Raw genomic sequence first — 18,280 nt, 5'->3', positions numbered from 1 at the left:
GCTCGACCAGATCATCAACCTGCGCCACGACTTGGTCCGGCTGGCGGGTTTGGTCGCCTGGGGCTTTTTCGACGAGCGGTTCGCGCCGCTTTACGCGGAAACGGGGCGCCCGGGTGTTCCGACCCGACTGATGGTGGGATTGCACCTGCTCAAGCACATGTACGGCCTCTCTGACGAGGCGGTGTGCGATCGCTGGGTCTGCGATCCGTATTTCCAGTATTTCTGCGGCGAAACCTTCTTCCAGCACGCCCTGCCGGTGGACCGCTCTTCGATGACCCGCTGGCGTCAGCGCATCGGTGCCGATGACCTGTCGGCCCTGGTGCAGGAGAGCCTGGCCGCCGCCCACCGGGCCGGCGCTCTTCAGGCCGAAGACATGGAGCGGGTGACGGTCGATACCACCGTTCAGCCCAAGGCGGTGACCTTCCCGACCGACGCCAAGCTGATGCAGCGGGCCCGGGAAAAGTTGGTGGCGCTGGCCCAAGAGTGGGGCATCGGCCTTCGCCAGAGCTACGCCCGCGTCGGCAAGCGGGCGGCGATGAAGCAGGGCCGCTACGCCCACGCCAAGCAGTTCAACCGGGCGCGCCGCGAATTGCGGCGGCTGAAGACCTATCTGGGGCGGGTGATCCGCGACATCCGCCGCAAGATCGCCGGCAACGAGGCCCTGACCGACGCCTTCAAGCGCCCCCTGTGGCTGGCCGAACGGGTGATGACCCAACAACGCCGCGATCCCTTGCCGAAGGTCTATTCCCTCCACGCCCCCGAGGTCGAATGCATCGGCAAGGGCAAGGCCGCCAAGCCCTACGAATTCGGCTGCAAGGTCACCGTCACCACCACCAACCGCCCGGCCGCCGGAGGTCACTTCGTCCTGCATATCGACGCTCGCCACGGCAACCCCTATGACGGCCATACCCTCAAGGCTGCCGTCGAGGCCACCGAAGCCTGGACCGGCGTCACCGCCCGCCGCATCTATGTCGACAAGGGCTATCGCGGCCACGGCCTCGATCGCTTCAAGGTCTGGATCTCCGGCAACAAGGCCCCGACCAACGCCATTCGCCGCGAACTGCGCCGCCGCAGCGCCATCGAACCCGTCATCGGCCACATGAAAAACGACGGCCTTCTCGGGCGGAACTTCCTCAAGGGAAAGAGCGGCGACCGCATCAACGCCATCCTCTGCGGCGCCGGACACAACTTCCGCCTCCTGCTCCGCTGGCTGAGGCTTTTGTTGTCCATGATCCGGGCCGTCCTCAGGGCCGAAAGGCACAACCTGAACGCTCAGCTCGTCTGATCCCGGAGGGCTGAACCGAATTTTTCACGGACGACTAGGTAACGGACGAAAGCGTATTTGGTGCGGGAATCCTCTCGCCACCCGCGCTTGACCCCGTCCCGTCTCCGCTGCCAAGGTCGCCCGATCTTCGAATTTCGAGCGGGACGGAACCCCATGGCCGGCAAGACCTCTCTTTCTCCTGAATCCCTGATCGCTCTGGGGACGGACGTGCTCGCCCGGTTGATCCTGGAGGAGGCGGAGGGCAACCCGGCTTTCCGCAAGCGGGTCAAGGCCGCCCTGGCCGGGACCAAGGGGCCGGCCGCCGTTTCGGATATCAATGATTTGGACGGGCTCGATCCCCATGACGCCTACCGGCTCGCGTTGCGTCAGTCCCATGGTCGGAAGACCAGCTTTTGGGCTCAAGTCGCTGCCCAAGGTGCAGGCTGAGCGAGGATTTCGGCGTATTCTCGCGGCCGTGTGATCTGCGTCACAACCAAAAGAAATAAAAGCGCATAAGCTGTATCTCCTTGTGAGATATTGCCGAGGCGTCGCCATGTCGCATCGGGGGCCGGATCGTCTGGTTGTGGCGGCTATTCTCGGGATGGTCGCTGCCTGCGCGACTCCGCCGCCCCCTGTACCGGAGCCGGCTCCTGAGCCGGTCGTCCCGTCGCCGATTCTTCCGCCACCTCCTCGTCCAACCCCGCCGGCAAAGCGTCCTGTGAGTCCGCCGCTTCCGGATTTGCGGATGGAGCAGTTCAAAACCCTCACGCCTGATGATGTGGAGGGTTTGCTTGGGCCGCCGTCGGTCGTGACGGCTCGGGGGATGGCGACGATCTAGGAATATCGCGGCAAGGCCTGCACTTTCTATCTCTCCTTCTATCCCGAGATCGTGGGCGACAAACTCCGGGTTCTGGGCGTCGAGATCGACGGGGGCATCGCCGAAACACTCTGCCTCAACCGCTTGCGCGAAAGCGGACGGCCCCATGGCCGGTGATCCTCGTCCACTGATCGCCCTGGTCGATGACGATGCGCTGTTCCGCGAATCGCTCACCGCCAATCTGACCAGTGCCGGTTACGCGGTGAGGGGCTGGGAGGAGGGGACGACGTTTCTCGCCGCTTTGGGCAACCGGAAAGACCAGATCTGCTTCTGCTCGACTGGAAGATGCCCGGTCTCAACGGGATCGAGGTGCTGGGTCGGCTCCGGGCTCTTCGCCCCGAACTCCCGGTGATCTTCCTGACCGTGCTGGGGGAGCAGGTCTTCGAGGAAGCCGCGCTCTTGGGTGGTGCGGTGGATTTCGTCGAGAAGTCGCGCGGCTTCACCATCCTTGAGCGGCGGATTCGAATCATCCTGGGGCGGGTGCCCGTAACGGGCGTGGCCGGTGCCGACGACCGGATCGTGATCGGGGACCTGATCCTTGATAGTAAAAGCCGCCGGGCAATTTTGCGCGGGCGAGTTGTCGATCTCACCGTCACCGAATTCGCGATGGTTCTGGCCTTGGCCGGCAAGGCCGGCCGCGATGTCGGCTTTCGACAGCTATACGATGCCGGTCGGGGCAGGGCCGAGGGTCGGCGCCGGACTCGATGGCTACCGCGTCAACGTGCGGGCCGCCATCAAGCGCATCCGGGGCAAGTTCAGAGATCTCGATCCAGCCTTCGACCGGATCGTCGCCTATCCGGGGTTCGGCTACAGTTGGCGGGTGGACCATGGGTAAAGAGCTTGTCTGCTGCCTTCGCTCCTTCGCGGTCAAGCTGATCGCGGCGTTCGTGATCTTTTCCATTGTTCCAGTCCTGCTGGTCTAGAGCGCGTTGACATTCACTTGGTCCAGATGAATGCGCTGACGAGGCTGAGGATGGACAAGAATGCCCTCGGTGTCTGTTCGTAGCGTGTGGCGATCCGCCTGAAGTGCTTGATCTTGAGGAAGAAGCGCTCGACGAGATTGCGTTCGCAATAGAGGGCATAATCGCAGGCGACCTGGGGGGATGTTTTTCTCGGCGGAATGACCGGGATGGCGCCTTGGCTTTGGATGGCATCTCGTAATGCCTTTGAATCATAGCCCTTATCGCCCAGGATATAATCGGCAGGGATACCGGCAATCAGTGCCTCCGCCTGGGTGTAATCGCTCGCCTGTCCCGGCGTCAGGATAAAGCGTAACGGATTGCCCAAGGCATCGACGACGGCGTGTATCTTGGTGGTCAGCCCGCCGCGTGAGCGGCCGATCGCGCGAGCTTCAGGCCCCCTTTTTTGCCTGCCGCATGCTGGTGCGCCCGGACGATGGTCGAGTCGATCATGGCGTATTCGAAGTCGGGATCATCCGCCATGGCGGCGAACAGCCGATCCCACACCCCATCCTTGGACCAGCGCGAGAAGCGGACGAATACGCTGTTCCAATTGCCGAAAAGAGGGGGCAGATCGCGCCAAGGCGACCCTGTCCGAGACAGCCAAAGCACAGCTTCCACGAATAGGCGGTTGTCCTTGCCGGTCCTCCCAGGATCGCTGACCTTGCCCGGCAAATGCGGTGCCATCCGACCCAGGAACAGGGACAGCTTCCGGGTGGGGGCGGAAGCCCCCAATCTGCCTCTATTCATGACGCCGCTCATGACGCCGCCACCACTCACTACCAAGGCGCTAGGTAGCGTTGCGGTGCCGATCCGGTAGGGCTATGTTGTCGGCCTGTTCTCCCCAAGACGACGCGACGGATGCGACGATGAGCAATGACGACGAATACGCAGACCCAAGCCAGGCCCCCAGCGAGTTTGTTTTGGCAGTTGCGAAAAATCTCGAGCAGAAATTGAGTGAGCGATTGGCTAACGAACCTAGCGAGCGTCAGAGGGTGCTCACCGAGGTTCACCTCCTTACCACCATCGAGGCTGTGAAGGACGCAATTCTGACCAATCCCCCGTATTCCATCTTGGCCGTCCAACGAACCGCCAGCCATTGATGTCTCCGCAGACAAGGAGACTAAATGGTTGCGCGAGACCTTGGCGAAGATGGACGGCATGGAGGATGTGACGGTCAGTCGATGCCATGGAACCCCCCTTGACCTACAAATTCGCCAGGGTGACCAGATACTGGTCAACATGGAGAGCGAATTGGGTGGAAATCGTCAGCGGGCCGAGGACATGTCAAAGCTGACTGAGCATGAGACTCAACCACTCGTGTCCATCATGATGGTTCGAGAAAAATCCTTTAAGCACCTCGACAGCGCCTCTCAGAACCTAGCGACAGCCTCCGCTGACAGGGCCGAACCTTTCATTAACGTCGTGGAGCATTGGCCTCACGACAAGCCACTCAATACCACTACTACAATCGTTAATGTGGTCCATGGGGGGGGAGGCGTATCCGGCGGCCGAAACCGGCGAAGCTATGGAAGACGAGGAAGCTGCGGAAGAGGAGGAAGCTGCGGAAGAGGAGGTCGACGAGGAAGAGTATGATGGAGACAATGACGACTTGGATGAGCAGGACCATCACTGATGAGGAAGACGAATAGCGTAGAAACCGGCCCCTCGACCATCATCACCTCCCCTTGGGTCGGCGCATAACGTGGCCCAAGCAGCCATCGGCTCAACTTGGGGGACGGTTACGCGATCGATGCCTCCGGCCGCGAGTTATTTCAGGCGCCATCCAATCCGGCACCTCCAGCCCTTGACGCGGTGTGCAGGCTTTAACCACAACGGACACGATTCTCCAGCACCCCCCGCCAGGACGCGGGGGAACAGGGGGTGGCGAAGCGGGCGGATCACGGTGCCGTCCCCGTCCCGCTGCGGAATGATCGGGCGCCATCCGTCCATCGTCGCGGTGGTGTACCCCGCCCACCCATCGGGGTCGTGCTGACGGTAGAAGCGCACAGCCTCAGTGTCTTCCTCGCGGTACAGCGCGTGGAAGGTTTCGCTCCGCGACGCCCAAGCTCACGCGATGGGCTGGGCGCCGGGAACAAGGGCGCGCCGCTCCTTCAGCTAGGCCCATTCCGGCTTGAGATTGGCCAGGATGGCTCCCCACCGCTCATGGACGACGGCTCCGGGCGGCAGCAGTTCCGCTGCCGCGATCTGGGCCTTGGTGGGCTTCTTGGTTCTCGCCATGGTCAACCTCCTACTCACCAGACGGCATTTGGGGCAACGGCATCTTGTCGCCGCTCTTCTGTGGCCCGGCGTTCTTGACGCCGTTTTTGTCGCCGTCGTCGTCCTTCTTGCCGCCAGAGTGCGGCATATGCGGGACGCTACGCCCGGCCATGCCACCGGCCGCCATGGCGACGGCGACATCGCGCTCCGTCCGGGCCTGGCCGTCCGAGGAGTCGGCAGACATCCCCGCCCAGCGGGTCGGGGCGCAAGGGCGAGCGTGGCACCACCGTGGTTTATGCCGATCGCTTCGTTCCCGACGAGGCGCGCAGCCGGGCCCGTGAAACTGGCGAGGACGCCCAGTCGATCCCGTTTCTCAAGCGCTTCACCGTGTTCAACACCGACCAGTGCGACGGATTGCCGGAGGCCTTGGTGACCGTCCCGCCGCCGATCCCCGACGGACTGATCCTGCCTCAGGCCGAACGGCTGATCCGGGCTACCGGGGCAACTCTGCGCATCGGCGGCGACAAGGCCTATTACAGCCCGGCGCTGGATTACATCCAGGTGCCCCGGCCTGAATCCTATTTCGAGCCGATCAACTGGCACCGCACCGCACTGCATGAGCTGGGGCATTGGAGCGGTCATCCCTCTCGGCTCAACCGCAACCTCTCGGGCAGCTATGGTTCCAAGCTGTATGGCCAGGAGGAACTGGTGGCGGAAATGACCAGCGCCTTCACCTGCGCCAGCCTCGGCATCGTTCCCACCGTCCGCCATGCCGATTACATCGGCTCGTGGATCGAGGTGCTGCGCGACGACGACCGGGCGATCATCCGCGCCGCCAGTGCCGCTTCGAAAGCCGCCGATTATCTGCTCGGTTTCCTGCCGGAGACCGAGGGCGACCATGGTCAGGAGGCTGCGTGATGGGCCCGCTGGTGCGACGCGGCGTGATCGGCATCGCCCTTATCTTCGTGGCGTTGGCCGTCACCCCGGGGATCAAGCCCAATCTCTCCGGTCCGGCCCGGGTGATCGATGGAAATTCCATCATCGTCGCCGGTCAGACCCTGCGGCTTTACGGTCTCGATGCTCCCGACCTCGGCCAGACCTGCCGGACCAAGGAAAACCGCGACTGGCCGTGCGGTCGCGCCGCCGCCGACGCGTTGCGCCAATATATCGGCGAACGGCCCGTCGGCTGCCTGACCCGCACTCGGGATGCGGCGGATCGGCTGATCTCGACCTGCCGGGTCGGCGGCACCGATCTCAATGCATGGTTGGTCGAGCAGGGCTGGGCGTTGGCCTGCAAGGGCTGCTTCGGCGGCTTTCCCCTCGAGCAGGGGCGGGCTCGTCTCGCCCGCCGGGGGCTCTGGTCTGGCCGGTTCGAGGCACCGGAAGACTGGCGGCGGTCGCATTGATGGTTCGTCTGATCCGGAGATGGAAGCCCCATATCCGTCCGGGTGGATCGAGAGGGAGAGGAGGGCAGGGGATTCGTGACGGGTTCGGAAGGCCGCGAGAGTTTCCCGGCCGGCCCGTCGCGGAGACCCGACATGGCAAACCTTGCGAAAATCACCCTCAGCACGTCCCGCGACATTCCCTTCAACAAGCTGGTGCTGTCCCAGGCCAACGTCCGCCGGATCAAGGCAGGAGTATCGATCGAGGAGCTGGCCGAGGACATCGCGCTCCGCACCCTGCTGCAGAGCCTGACCGTCCGGCCGGTCCTCGACGGCGACGGCAACGAGACCGGCCTGTTCGAGGTGCCGGTCGGCGGCCGCCGTTACCGTGCCCTCGAAATGCTGGTGAAGCAGAAGCGGCTGGCTCGTACCGCCCCGGTCCCCTGCGTCATCCGCACCGACGGTCTGGCGGCGGAGGATTCCCTGGCCGAGAATCTCGAGCGCGCTCCGCTGCATCCGCTCGACCAGTTCCGCGCCTTCCAGACCCTGCGCGAGGCGGGGCTCGGCGACGAGGACATCGCCGCCCGCTTCTTCGTCACCCCGGTGGTGGTGAAGCAGCGTCTGCGGCTGGTCGCGGTGTCGCCCAAGCTGCTCGACCTCTATGCCGAGGACCAACTGACGCTCGACCAGTTGATGGCGTTTTCCGTCACCACCGACCACGCCCGCCAGGAGCAGGTGTGGGACAGTCTGGTCCGCGCCTATAACCGCGAGCCCTATTATATCCGCAAGCTGCTGACCGAGGGGACGGTGCGGGCCGCCGACAAGCGGGTCCGCTTCGTCGGCATCGAGGCCTTTGAAGCTGCCGGCGGGGTGGTGCAGCGCGACCTGTTCGAGCCCGATGGCGGCGGCTGGCTGCAGGACCCGGCCCTGCTCGACCGGCTGGTGGCGGAGAAACTCGCCGCCGTGGCCGAAACCGTGCGGGCCGAGGGGTGGAAATGGATCGAGGTTGCTTCCGATTTCCCCTATGGCCATACCGCCCGGATGCGGCGGCTGATCGGCACTCCGATCCCGTTGACCGAGGCGGATCAGGCGGAGCGGGACCAGCTTCAGGCCGAGTATGACAGCCTGATCGAGGCCCATGCCGGGGCCGACGCGGTACCGGAGGAAATCGAGCGTCGGGTCGAGGAGATCGGCATTGCCCTGGCCGCGTTCGACGACCGGCCGCTGTCGTTCGATCCGGCCGAGATCCTCCGCGCTGGGGTGTTCGTCAGCATCGACGCCGAGGGCGACCTGCGGGTCGATCGCGGCTATGTACGGCCCGAGGACGAGCGGTCCGCCGAACCGTTGCCTTCTGTCGAGGCGGTCGCCACGATTCCGGTGGCGACGGTGGATGCGACCACGCCGCAGGTTGATCCGGTCGCCGAACCGCCGGAGGAGGATGAGGGGCTGAAGCCGCTGCCCGACCGTCTGGTCGCCGAGCTGACCGCGCACCGGACCCTGGCCCTGCGCGATGCCCTGGTCCGCGCTCCGGACGTCGCCTTCCTCGCCGTGCTGCATGTGCTGTGCCTGCAGGCCTTCTATCGCAGCGGCGCGGATTCCGCCCTCGACATCACCGCCCACAGCCCGGCTTTCACCGTCCAGCCGCCCGGTCTGGCCGACACCGCGCCGGCCAAGGCGATCAACGCCCGTCACCAGACCTGGCTGGGGCAGTTGCCGGCCGATCCCGCCGATCTGTGGGACACGCTGACCGGGTTCGACGGTGACAGCCAGGGGGCGTTGTTCGCCCATTGCGCCGCGCTGACCGTCAACGCCGTGCGCGAGCCCTGGACCCGGCGTGGCCGCGCCCTCGACCATGCCGACCGTCTCGCCCGGGCGGTGGAACTCGACATGGCGGCGGCGGGCTGGGTGCCGACCGTCGACACCTATCTCGGCCGGGTCACCAAGGCCCGCATCCTCGACGCGGTGTGCGAGGCCAAGGGCGCGGAGGCCGCCCAGTTGATCGATCACCTGAAGAAACCGGACATGGCCCGCGAGGCCGAGCGCCTGCTGGCCGGTAGCGGCTGGCTGCCCGACATCCTGCGGGCCCCGGAGATCGAATCCGAGCCGGAAAGTGCCCCCGACGATCTGGCCCAGGTCGCCGCCTGATCCTCCTTTGCGGAAGCCCGGCCATCCGTGCCGGGCTTCTGTTCTGTCCGCGGGAGGTACGTCATGTCGGTGTCTGATCTGGCCCGCTCGCTCGCAGAACGGGCCGAGACGGTATGCCGTGTTTATCTCTCCCGGGGCCGCCGTCAGGGGGCGTGGTGGTGCGTCGGCGACGTCCTCAACCATCCGGGCCGCAGCCTTTATGTCCGGTTGACCGGCGATCGCGCCGGCAAATGGACCGACGCATCGACCGGAGAGCACGGCGACCTGCTCGACCTGATCGCCCTCAACCAGGGCCTCGATCCTGTGTCCGCCCGCGACGAGGCCCGTGCCTTTCTGGCTCTGCCGCAGGTTTTCCAGCGTCATCCGTCGCTGGCCTCGGGATCGTCCGACGCGGCGCGGCGGCTGTTTTGCCAGGGACATCCGTTGCCCGGCACCCTGGCCGAGGCCTATCTGCGGGCGCGCGGCATCACCGGCCGGCTCGATCTGCCCGCCCTGCGCTTCCATCCGGTGCTGTGGTACCGTCCCCATCCCGACGCCCCTCGTCAGAGCTGGCCGGCGCTGCTCGCCGCCGTCACCGATGACGCGGGCCGGATCACCGGGCTGCAGCGGACCTGGCTCGACCGCGACCGGCCGGCCAAAGCCCCGCTTGCCACCCCGCGCCGGGCGCTCGGTCATCTGCTCGGCAACGCCGTCCGTTTCGGTTCCGTCACCGACCTGCTGGCGGCGGGGGAGGGGATCGAAACCATGCTGGCGGTGCGTTCGGCTCTGCCCACCCTGCCGGTCGTCGCCGCTCTGTCCGCCAACCACCTCGCCGCCTTCGCTTTCCCGCCCGGTTTGGTCCGCCTGTATGTCGCCCGGGACAACGATTCCGCCGGTCGCAAGGCGGTGGCGCGGCTGATCGCGCGCGGGGCCGCCCAGCAGGGGCTCGAGGTCCGGCCGCTGCTGCCGTGGGGCGAGGATTTCAACGCCGATCTGCTGCGCTTCGGCCCCGATTGGCTCCGGGGGCATCTGGTCGGGCAACTCGTCCCGGACGATGCGCAGCGGGTCTTCGGTCATCGCGGCCGGGGCTGATCGGGGGCGTGTGTCCGGTCTCCGGGCTGAGCAAAACGGACAGGGGGGACTCGTGGGCACCCCGTTACGTCTGGAGCCGCAGCCCACGGCCTTCCCGTGCGGGGGATCTGCCAGGGCGCGGACCGGGTGCGCAAGGACCGTCCCGCTTGCTTTCTTCCCCGGCCTGCGGCCTCCTCGCGTGGCAAGAAAGCGCGGGCCATCCTCCTCCGCCGTTGGCTTCGGCCCTGCGGGTGCGCCCCCGGTTCCAGCCCTGGCCGGCGATCCCCGTGAAGGACGCGATGGGCGCGGTCCCAGCGACGAGGAGCCCGCCATGATCCCCACCTCCCTCCCGTTTCTTGATCCCGATCCCGAAACCGAACCGGAAGCTCACGCCCACTCCGCCACCGCCAGCCTGCTCGACGAATTGACCCTCTACGGCTATCGCCCCGGCCAGGACGAGCCCGATCCCCGTCCGCTGCCCGAGCCCGAGATGGTGCGGGGCGAACTCGCCGGCATCATCGACTCCCTCGCCGCCCTGCTGGCCGACACCCGGCTCGAGGACGATCTCGCCGACCTGCTGTGGTCCTTCGCCGCGATCTTCCACCGCAAGATCGACCGGCTCGAACGCGATCTCGACGCCAACGAACAGGCGCAGAACCGCTCCCGACTGGAACAGAACGGCTCGGAGGTGCGCTCGGTCGAACTGGAGCGGCTGATCGAACAGGGCCTCGGTCTGATCGAGCGCCGCAATGCCTTCGAGTTCTTCCGCGACACCGCCGCCGAGCGCTACGAGGCGGTCACCGGCTCAGCCTGGCGGCCGCGCGTCGGCTCGATGGTCAACCATCGTGCCCTCACCGCCGCAGTGATCGACAGCCGGGACTTTATCGCCGCCCGCCACCGTGCCGACACCCAGCTGCTGTTACCTCCGGGGGCCCGGATCGCCTTCACCGGCGGGGCCGAATGCAATGACCACCGCCGCATCTGGGACGTGCTCGACCGCGTCCGGACCAAGCATCCCGACATGGTGCTGCTGCACGGCGGCAGTCCGAAAGGCGCCGAGCGGATCGCCGCCTGCTGGGCCGACTCGCGCAAGGTGGCGCAGGTGGTGTTCAAGCCGGACTGGACCCGGCACAAGAACGCCGCCCCCCTTCAAGCGCAACGACCAGATGCTCGAGGTGCTGCCGATCGGCCTGATCGCCTTCCCCGGCTCCGGCATCAGCGACAATCTCGTCGACAAGGCCCGCAAGCTCGGCATCCCGGTGTGGAAGTTTGCGGGCGAGGACTCTGTAGCCAGAAAGGTCTGATCATCAGGTATGGTTCGCGGAACCTAAACCTGATACCGTCGCTCTCTAATTGTTAGAGTCCTGTATGGCGTCAATCTATATGGGTGATAACGCACATTTTTCTGTCAGCACTCGACTGACGAGGCTGCTGGGCGAGGCGTATCGATCCAGTGAAGTGGCCTTGAAGGAACTGGTCGACAACGCGTGGGACGCCGACGCGTCGAACGTCTGGATCTCGTTGCCTTCAATGTTCACCACCGAGCCTGTGGTCGTGCGGGATGACGGCTCGGGCATGACCGCTGTCGAGATGCGCGGCGAGTATCTCAACATTGCCGGAGACAAGAGGGCACGGGCGGGCGAGCGGACTCCGCTGCACAAGCGTCGGGTCAAGGGGCGGAAAGGCATCGGAAAATTCGCGGGCCTCGCGCTCGCAGGTCGGATGGAAGTCGAGACGGTGGCGCGAGGCCGCAGATGCTCGCTGGTGATAGACAAGAAGGAACTGACGGAGAACAGTGCCGATCTTGAAACGGTCCCCCTGTCCTTCGCGGAGGCGCCCTCCCCAGAAGGCGACAAGGGCACCACGGTGACGCTCTCGGGTTTGGATTGCCGCATCAATTTTCCTACGCCGGAAAGGCTGCGGGAAGTTCTCATCTACGAATACGGCCGCGAGGACGGCTTCAAGGTCCACGTAAACGGCGTCCCGCTGTCCGTCGAGAACGTCCCCGGCAAGACGGAGCGGATAAGCGATACCTTGCCGGCGGCGGGCCCAGTCACGCTGCATTTCACGGTGGCGTCCGGCAAGAAGTCTCCGCGATCGCCCGGCATCATTCTCAAGGTCAACGGCAAGGCCGTGGGAAGGCCGCAACTGTTTGGCCTGGAGGAAGACGAGGAAATCCCGGCCAAGCTCGTGCGGAAGGTCTACGGAGAGGTCGAACTCACCGACCTGGAGGACTTGGTTACCGCCGACTGGGGAAGCATGGTGGAGAACAGCAAGGCTTTCCAGGAGATACGGGCCTTCGTCGCCGACAAGGTCAAGAAGGAGCTCAAGGCCGCCCACGCCAGGGAGATGAGCCTCCAAAAGGCCCGCCTTCAGAAACGCATCAACGAGCGTCTCCAGCAACTCCCGGAGAACCGCCGGCAGTTTGCCCGCGATGCTTTGGACCGCATCCTCAAGCGCTTCTATCAGGAAAGCGAGGAGCGGATCGCGGTGATCGCGGACGTGGCGTTGGATGCGATGGAACATGACGCCTACTGGGCTGTGCTTGAGGCGATCGGGGCATCGAGCCAGGGAGACGTCCACTCCTTCGCCGAATCCCTGGAGCGGTTCGGCCTCGTCGAACTCTCGACCATGGGGCAGCAGGCAACCCGAAGGCTCTCCTTCCTGGATTACCTCGATCAATTGGTGGGGAAGCCAGCTACCCTTGAAAAGGACGTCCACAAAGCCCTTGAGAAGAGTCTGTGGGTTTTGGGCCGCGACTACTCAGTGATGTCGTCCAACTCGACCTTGAAGCGCGTAGTGGAGACGTATTGTGACACGCGGTTCAATGGGAGCCGGGCCGCCAAACGCCCCGACCTGCTGCTGTCGCAGGGCTTCCCCGGCGCCTATCTCCTTATCGAGTTCAAGCGGCCGTCGCACCCGATCAACCGCGACGACGTCGCTCAAGCGGAGAAATACAGGGACGACCTGTCCGCCCAACTTCCGTCGAACGCTTCCATAGACATCATGATGGTGGGCAAAGGGCGAGTGGCGTCTTTGGATGTTCGGAACCTCCCTCCCAACGTCACTATCCAGTCCTACTCGGCGGTCATTTCGTCGGCTCGCAGCGAACTGGAGTGGCTCATCGAGACGCTAGGAACAGGTTGACCATGCTTCGGTTTCCATCTCCAGGCGGGTCGGGGAGTATCTGATGGCCTCCGGAAACGTGACGTGCGACCCGGCCGAACCCGCAGTCGCGGTTGACGACCCGGAGATCCCGAAAGTCCTCAGCCTTCGCACCGGAATCGAACACGACAGCCGCCGCCTGATCGGTGGACGCCGTTATGACCGTTTGGTCGGCGGGCTGAGAGACGTCATCTCGGACGCCATCCGCGAAGGTCGCCCCCGTTTGGTCTGCCCCATTTGCGGCGTGGCGGTGCGTCTTTCGGCATCCCCGCAGAAGCGCTTCTTCTTCAAGCATGTTACAGAGGACGGCTCATGCCCGGCCGTGACGAGGTCCGGGTTGGACAACGACACCATCAGGGCGATGAAATACAATGGCGCCCGGGAAAGCGACGCCCACAAGCTCACGAAGGCCCGCATCGCAGAGAGCCTCACGGCGGACGGCAGGTTCTCCTGTGTGGCAGTCGAGACCACATGGCGGTCCAAAGGCGGAAAGGGACTCCGGCGTCCCGACGTCCAGGCGACTCTCGGTGATCTGCGGATCGCGTTCGAGGCGCAACTGACCACGACCTTCCTCGATGTGGTCAGAGGTCGACGGGCGTTCTACCTCGACGACGGGGCATTGCTGGTCTGGGTGCTCCGGCGCTTCGACCCGGCATACCGCCGAATGACCGAGGACGACGTCCTGTTTTCGAACAACTCGAACATCCTTGTGATTGACGCTGAGACGTGGAGACGGTCGAAGTCGACTGGACGGTTCATGGTACGCTGCCACTACAGAGAGCCCTATCTCAATGGCGAGGTTCGGGCCGAACGATGGCGCGAGGAGATCGTCGGGTTCGACGAGCTTACCCTCGACCGGGATGGACAGCGGATTTACCTCTTCGATTTCGACGCAAAGGACGCCGAGACCCTGCGGGAGGTTGCCCGGAGGCAGGCTGAAAGGCAGGAGGAGGAACTCCGCGCCGAAGTGTTCGCATATTGGACGGAGAAGGGCATCCGTCGGGGCCTGGACCGGCGTGCTCTCGTGGAGTGGGAGGTGACGGTCCGGAAGGCCGCGGAGCGTGGGGTGGCGCTTCCTCGGGACCCCGACCGGGAACCCGTTTTCGTGACCGCCGTCGCTGTCCTCCTCAGCGCGAAGCTGGGCCGCCCGGCGGGTTACAAGTACGGCAAGTTGCTGCAGGTCGCTCATCAGGTCGCGGAAAGCCATGACGATCTTCTCATTCCGTTCTGCTTCGCGCTCAAGGCCTATGGAACGGAAATGACCATTGAGATAGAGGATGCGAAGGGCAGTTGGAGAGAGCGAAAGACAGGCTTCCGAGATCGTGTTGCCGCAGATCGAGAAGCCCATTTCTCTGATCTTCCATACGCTCCGACCTTGCGTTACTTTTTTCCGGAAATAGCTGACAAAATCAGAGGGTAGTGTCATTTAAAAATAAAAGTTAACGCGGCCATATTAATGATGGCGTCCGCGCGGGGAATTCCGCGCGCCGGGCTTTCGTAAACCGAGCCGACCTGCGGCGTCTCGGCCCTTCGGGCTTCAATCCCTGACGCAGAAACAGCCTGCTGGCGGCCAAGCTGGACGGTATTTCCGGCTCCGCACCCGGCCGTGATTTCGATCGCGGCATCGAGTCCAGACTGATCCGCCACGCCGATTCGCAGGGGATGATGGGGGCCCTATCGGCGCGGGTTTCTCTCCCGGCTTCGAAGGATTTGTCCCTCATCTGGCGTTCGTTTCTGATGCCCAGGCCGTCGCCCATGGTTCGATTCTCGGCGCGCCGACAGCACGGATCAGACTGGTCGCTCGCTTCGGAATTATCCTGGCCCAGCGTCTCTGTCCCCACATTGCCCATGACGACAAGTGATCTCGGGCGGTCGCTGTGACCCTCGGCCGGAAAGGGGAGGCGGGCGGTTGCCCCGGGTCCCGGATGCCGGTTTCCCTCCATCAAGCCTGGGATGAAGGCGTAGGCGACGGGCCATTGTCTCCTCGGCTCCGGTATGCGCGAGGCCGTCCCTTGCATGTCTCTCCAAGCGCTGGATCCCGCGCAGCCCCCGTCCAACCGGTCCGCCGGAAGAATTTCCCCGGCCGGCACGCCGGCCTCCTCGCGGCCGCTGCGCTGCAAATTCTCCCGTCTCCCCGGTCCTCCCCTGCGGTCCGGCCGCGCCACGGCGCGGTGGGCGGGGGTGGCTGGCGGGCTCCTGGCGCGAGCCATCGCAGGGACGGTCCTGCGACACACCGGCAAGGAGAACGATCATGGCCATCACCCTCGGCACCTTCACCAAGCTCGACGACGGCAGCTTCACCGGCACCCTCAAGACCCTCAACATCACCGCCGCGCTGACCATCGTTCCGACCGAGAAAGTCTCCGAGCACGCCCCCGATCACCGGGTCTATGCCGGCCAGCGTTACGAGGTCGGTGCCGCCTGGAGCCAGGTCGCCAAGTCGAGCGGCGAGACCTATCTGAACCTCAAGATCGGTGCCCCGGAATTCGGTCCGAACTGGGTCCGGGCCCGGCTGGTCAAGCTCGAACGCCCCACCGACGAGGGCATCACTCACATCGCCCTCTGGGAGCCGCGCGACCGGTAAGCCCCCCCAAACAGCCCCGCCGCGGATCGCCGTGGCGGGGCTTTTCCGGTGTTGCGGCGGATGATCGAAAACAAGGGGGGGCGGTTTTCGAGCGTCCCGCCGACCGTCTTATCCCGTCCATCCTTGCCCCGGATCAGGCGAGCTGCGCCGTCGCCGCCGGGACCCAGATTCAAGGAGGAAACGCGATGGATGACGAGATTCTTCGAGCCGCCAACGCCAGGAAAGGCAGCCCGTTTCTCAACACCGACCAGGCCGCCCATTACATCGGCCTGTCGCGGCGGACGCTGGAAAAGATGCGCACCACCGGCGACGGACCGCGCTTTCGCAAGCATGGTCGCTATGTCCGTTACCACATCGACGACCTTGACGATTGGTCGCGCGGCCACGGCAAGGCCTCGACCTCCGACGCTGGAATCCGGGGGACACGGCGATGATCGGCCCCCGGCTTTTTCGTATCGGGGGGCGCCGGCGCGGGCAGTGCCGCCCGCGTCGCATCCTCGCCCTGGCCCTGGCCGGGCTCGTCTGCCTCGGCCTCGCCAAGCTCGGCCGAACGGCGCCCGGGCTGGTGTGGAACAATACCGCCAGTGCCCCGATCGGCTTGTATCGGCTGATGCCGTCCTCGCCGATTCATCGTGGCGACAGGGTGCTGGCCCGCCTGCCCGATCCGATGCGCCGACTGGCGGCGGAACGAGGCTATCTGCCGGAAACCGTGCCGCTGGTGAAGACGGTCGGCGGGGTCAGTGGCGACCTGATCTGCGCCGAGGGTGACACCATTCTCGTCAACGGCCAGCCGGTCGCTATTCGTCTGCGCCAGGATCGCTGGGACCGTTCCCTGCCCACCTGGACCGGCTGCCGTCATCTCGATGCGGACATGGTTTTCTTGCTGACCGGCGATGTTGCCACATCCTTCGACGGTCGCTATTTCGGCCCGATCCCACGTTCCAATGTCCTCGGACTCCTGGTGCCGTTATGGACCGAATGACCCTCGCGACTCTCCTCGCCCTGGTCCTGGTGCCGACTGGTTTGACTGCATCGGAACGGGAGCGCTGGGACGCTGAAATCGCCGAAGCATCGCGCCGCTTTGCCATTCCCGAAACGTGGATTCGTTCGGTGATCCAGGCGGAAAGCGGAGGCCGGGCCGAGCGCGTTGGCCGTCCGATTACCTCGCGCGCCGGGGCGATCGGGCTGATGCAGTTGATGCGTGACACCTATCGCGAGATGCGCGATGCCCACGGTCTTGGTCCCGATCCGGCCGATCCGCGCGACAACATCCTGGCCGGCACCGCCTATCTACGGGCGATGTTCGACCGCTTCGGCCAGACCGGGATGTTCGCCGCCTACAATGCCGGGCCGGGGCGATACGAGCAGAGTTTGCGCGGCCGACCCTTGCCCGCCGAGACTCGGATTTACCTCGCCACCATCGCCGAAGGCCGACCAGTGCCGCTTTCGGGAACTCGTCTGTTCGTTCCGTTGCACGCGTCCACCATGGGGACATTGACGCTGCCATCGGGGGGCCTGTTCGTGACGCTGACCAATGGTTCGGGCAGCCAGAAATGAGCGGCGGACTCCAATCGGAAGCAGGGGCCTCGTCTCGGCCTTTTTATCCTACCAGCCAGGGCGACGCGCCGGTCAAGGATGCGCGGTACCCCCAAAATGCGGGCGCATTTTGGCTCCCCCACGCCCCGCTGCGCGGCGCCTGTGGCGTCCCTGACCGGTGCGTCTCCGGCTGCTCCCGGGAGGTGTCCTCGCTCAGGAGGACATCATTTCAGGAGGGTGCCATGTCGCAGACCTTCGTTCATCCGCACGCCGAATTCGATCGTTTTCCGGCGCTGGCCGAGGAATTCGGCACCGATGTCATCGCCGACATCATCGCCGCGGAAGCTGCCGATTTCGCCTGGGACAGCCGCTTCGCCGAACGCAATCTCGGGGCCTGGGACGGCTTTGAGGACGAGGATTTCGACGCCGGAATCGTCCGCATCATCGGCTATTTCCGCAGCCGTTACATCGTTGCGACCTGCCTCGTCGATGCCAACCGGCGCGTCCGAGCGATGCTGAAGCAGCGTCATTTCGATCGCTTCGAGGACGCCGAACAGGCGTTCCTGGACGGCGGGGGGTGACCCTTGCCGGGCCGGTTTTCCGGCCCTTGGTCCGAGTCTCGGCCTGCAGAAGAGAGCGTAGGACAGCGCAGATGGGACAGGGGGAACCAGGGTTTGTAAGCGTGTGGTCTGGACACGGGATCAGGTATTGACGTTCTGCGCGGCTTTCCATGCCCATGGCAGCAGTTTGTCGAGCCGGTTGACGGGATGCCCATTGAGCATGCGGGTCAATATGTCGGCGAGATAGGCATAGGGTTCGACGTCGTTCATTTTGCAGGTCTCGATGAGCGAGCCGAGGATGGCCCAACGTCCGCCTCCGCCCTCGGACCCGGCGAAGAGATGATTTTTGCGTCCCAAGGCGACGGGACGAATGGCGCGCTCGACCGGATTGGTGTCGAGTTCGATGCGGCCGTCATCAAGGAATCGGGTCAGCGCCGGCCAGCGTGCGAGGGCATAACGAATAGCGTCGGCAAGGGGGCTCTGTGCCGGCACAAGGGGCAGTTGGGTATCGAGCCAGAGGCGCAATTCCAGAATGAGC

At 64.9% G+C, this 18,280-nt stretch carries 20 protein-coding genes and 1 pseudogene; 17 read left to right on the top strand and 4 right to left on the bottom strand.

What is annotated here, in order from left to right:
- The 3 genes from PHAMO_RS13045 to PHAMO_RS13030 form a co-directional block, all read left to right on the top strand.
- Positions 1–1,285 (top strand): IS5 family transposase (locus tag PHAMO_RS13045; RefSeq protein ID WP_040567191.1); only part of this gene is annotated, 1,285 nt, incomplete at its 5' end.
- Between the two features lie 153 nt (positions 1,286–1,438).
- Positions 1,439–1,711: a DUF6880 family protein gene (locus tag PHAMO_RS13040; RefSeq protein ID WP_002729992.1), complete on the top strand. Its 273-nt coding sequence runs from the start codon at positions 1,439–1,441 to the stop codon at positions 1,709–1,711.
- Positions 1,712–2,426: 715 nt separating this feature from the next.
- Positions 2,427–3,017, top strand: a complete 591-nt coding sequence (locus tag PHAMO_RS13030) for a response regulator transcription factor (protein WP_002729986.1) — start codon at positions 2,427–2,429, stop codon at positions 3,015–3,017.
- Between the two features lie 60 nt (positions 3,018–3,077).
- Here the strand turns inward: PHAMO_RS13030 and PHAMO_RS19065 are convergent.
- A protein-coding gene (locus PHAMO_RS19065; RefSeq protein WP_407635475.1) for an IS5 family transposase occupies positions 3,078–3,850 on the bottom strand; the annotation gives its coding sequence in 2 pieces (ribosomal slippage) (positions 3,078–3,496 and positions 3,496–3,850; 774 coding nt in all).
- 119 nt (positions 3,851–3,969) lie between these two features.
- Between PHAMO_RS19065 and PHAMO_RS13015 the strand changes: the two genes are divergently transcribed.
- The gene (locus tag PHAMO_RS13015) at positions 3,970–4,203 is read left to right on the top strand and encodes a hypothetical protein (protein ID WP_002729983.1); all 234 of its coding nucleotides are present in this window, start codon (positions 3,970–3,972) and stop codon (positions 4,201–4,203) included.
- Positions 4,204–5,218: 1,015 nt separating this feature from the next.
- On the opposite strand, the gene PHAMO_RS20210 is transcribed toward PHAMO_RS13015, so the two are convergent.
- Together PHAMO_RS20210 and PHAMO_RS13010 are read right to left on the bottom strand one after the other, a co-directional pair.
- Positions 5,219–5,341, bottom strand: a complete 123-nt coding sequence (locus PHAMO_RS20210; protein WP_268869802.1) for a hypothetical protein — start codon at positions 5,339–5,341, stop codon at positions 5,219–5,221.
- Between the two features lie 10 nt (positions 5,342–5,351).
- The gene (locus tag PHAMO_RS13010) at positions 5,352–5,564 is read right to left on the bottom strand and encodes a hypothetical protein (RefSeq protein WP_002729979.1); all 213 of its coding nucleotides are present in this window, start codon (positions 5,562–5,564) and stop codon (positions 5,352–5,354) included.
- 32 nt (positions 5,565–5,596) lie between these two features.
- On the opposite strand from PHAMO_RS13010, the pseudogene PHAMO_RS20470 reads away from it, so the two are divergent.
- From PHAMO_RS20470 to PHAMO_RS12945, 13 genes and pseudogenes are all read left to right on the top strand, one after another.
- Positions 5,597–5,701, top strand: a pseudogene (locus PHAMO_RS20470) (antirestriction protein ArdC); the annotation flags it as partial.
- A gap of 6 nt (positions 5,702–5,707) precedes the next feature.
- Complete coding sequence (locus PHAMO_RS13005; protein ID WP_456085341.1) at positions 5,708–6,238, top strand: ArdC family protein; 531 nt, start codon at positions 5,708–5,710, stop codon at positions 6,236–6,238.
- On the top strand, positions 6,238–6,726 hold the full coding sequence (locus tag PHAMO_RS13000; RefSeq protein ID WP_235720843.1) for a thermonuclease family protein: 489 nt from the start codon (positions 6,238–6,240) through the stop codon (positions 6,724–6,726). Before PHAMO_RS13005 ends, PHAMO_RS13000 begins: the two co-directional genes overlap by 1 nt.
- Positions 6,727–6,858: 132 nt before the next feature.
- Positions 6,859–8,847, top strand: a complete 1,989-nt coding sequence (locus PHAMO_RS12995; RefSeq protein ID WP_002729974.1) for a ParB/RepB/Spo0J family partition protein — start codon at positions 6,859–6,861, stop codon at positions 8,845–8,847.
- Between the two features lie 63 nt (positions 8,848–8,910).
- Complete coding sequence (locus tag PHAMO_RS12990) at positions 8,911–9,918, top strand: DUF7146 domain-containing protein (RefSeq protein ID WP_002729973.1); 1,008 nt, start codon at positions 8,911–8,913, stop codon at positions 9,916–9,918.
- Between the two features lie 310 nt (positions 9,919–10,228).
- Positions 10,229–11,257, top strand: coding sequence for a DUF2493 domain-containing protein (locus tag PHAMO_RS12985; RefSeq protein WP_002729971.1), 1,029 nt, complete (start codon positions 10,229–10,231; stop codon positions 11,255–11,257).
- A gap of 8 nt (positions 11,258–11,265) precedes the next feature.
- Positions 11,266–13,044, top strand: coding sequence for an ATP-binding protein (locus PHAMO_RS12980; protein ID WP_002729970.1), 1,779 nt, complete (start codon positions 11,266–11,268; stop codon positions 13,042–13,044).
- A gap of 43 nt (positions 13,045–13,087) precedes the next feature.
- Complete coding sequence (locus PHAMO_RS12975) at positions 13,088–14,482, top strand: DUF6035 family protein (RefSeq protein WP_002729969.1); 1,395 nt, start codon at positions 13,088–13,090, stop codon at positions 14,480–14,482.
- Positions 14,483–15,313: 831 nt separating this feature from the next.
- Positions 15,314–15,646, top strand: coding sequence for a DUF736 domain-containing protein (locus tag PHAMO_RS12965; RefSeq protein ID WP_002729966.1), 333 nt, complete (start codon positions 15,314–15,316; stop codon positions 15,644–15,646).
- 185 nt (positions 15,647–15,831) lie between these two features.
- Entirely contained in the window at positions 15,832–16,080 is a 249-nt protein-coding gene (locus tag PHAMO_RS12960; protein WP_002729964.1) for a helix-turn-helix transcriptional regulator, read from the top strand.
- A complete protein-coding gene (gene traF / locus PHAMO_RS12955; protein ID WP_002729961.1) occupies positions 16,077–16,628 on the top strand; it encodes a conjugative transfer signal peptidase TraF in 552 nt (183 codons plus the stop codon). Before PHAMO_RS12960 ends, traF begins: the two co-directional genes overlap by 4 nt.
- Positions 16,625–17,203: a lytic transglycosylase domain-containing protein gene (locus PHAMO_RS12950; protein ID WP_002729959.1), complete on the top strand. Its 579-nt coding sequence runs from the start codon at positions 16,625–16,627 to the stop codon at positions 17,201–17,203. Before traF ends, PHAMO_RS12950 begins: the two co-directional genes overlap by 4 nt.
- A gap of 221 nt (positions 17,204–17,424) precedes the next feature.
- On the top strand, positions 17,425–17,763 hold the full coding sequence (locus PHAMO_RS12945) for a hypothetical protein (protein ID WP_002729958.1): 339 nt from the start codon (positions 17,425–17,427) through the stop codon (positions 17,761–17,763).
- Positions 17,764–17,883: 120 nt separating this feature from the next.
- On the opposite strand, the gene PHAMO_RS12940 is transcribed toward PHAMO_RS12945, so the two are convergent.
- The coding region (locus PHAMO_RS12940; RefSeq protein WP_040567185.1) for an IS66 family transposase at positions 17,884–18,280 on the bottom strand (397 nt) is incomplete at its 5' end.

The organism is Magnetospirillum molischianum DSM 120 (assembly GCF_000294655.1).
Taxonomy (GTDB): Bacteria; Pseudomonadota; Alphaproteobacteria; order Rhodospirillales; family Magnetospirillaceae; genus Phaeospirillum; species Phaeospirillum molischianum.
Note: the sequence above shows the minus strand (reverse complement) of the source record. Positions and strands in the feature narration are given on the sequence as shown.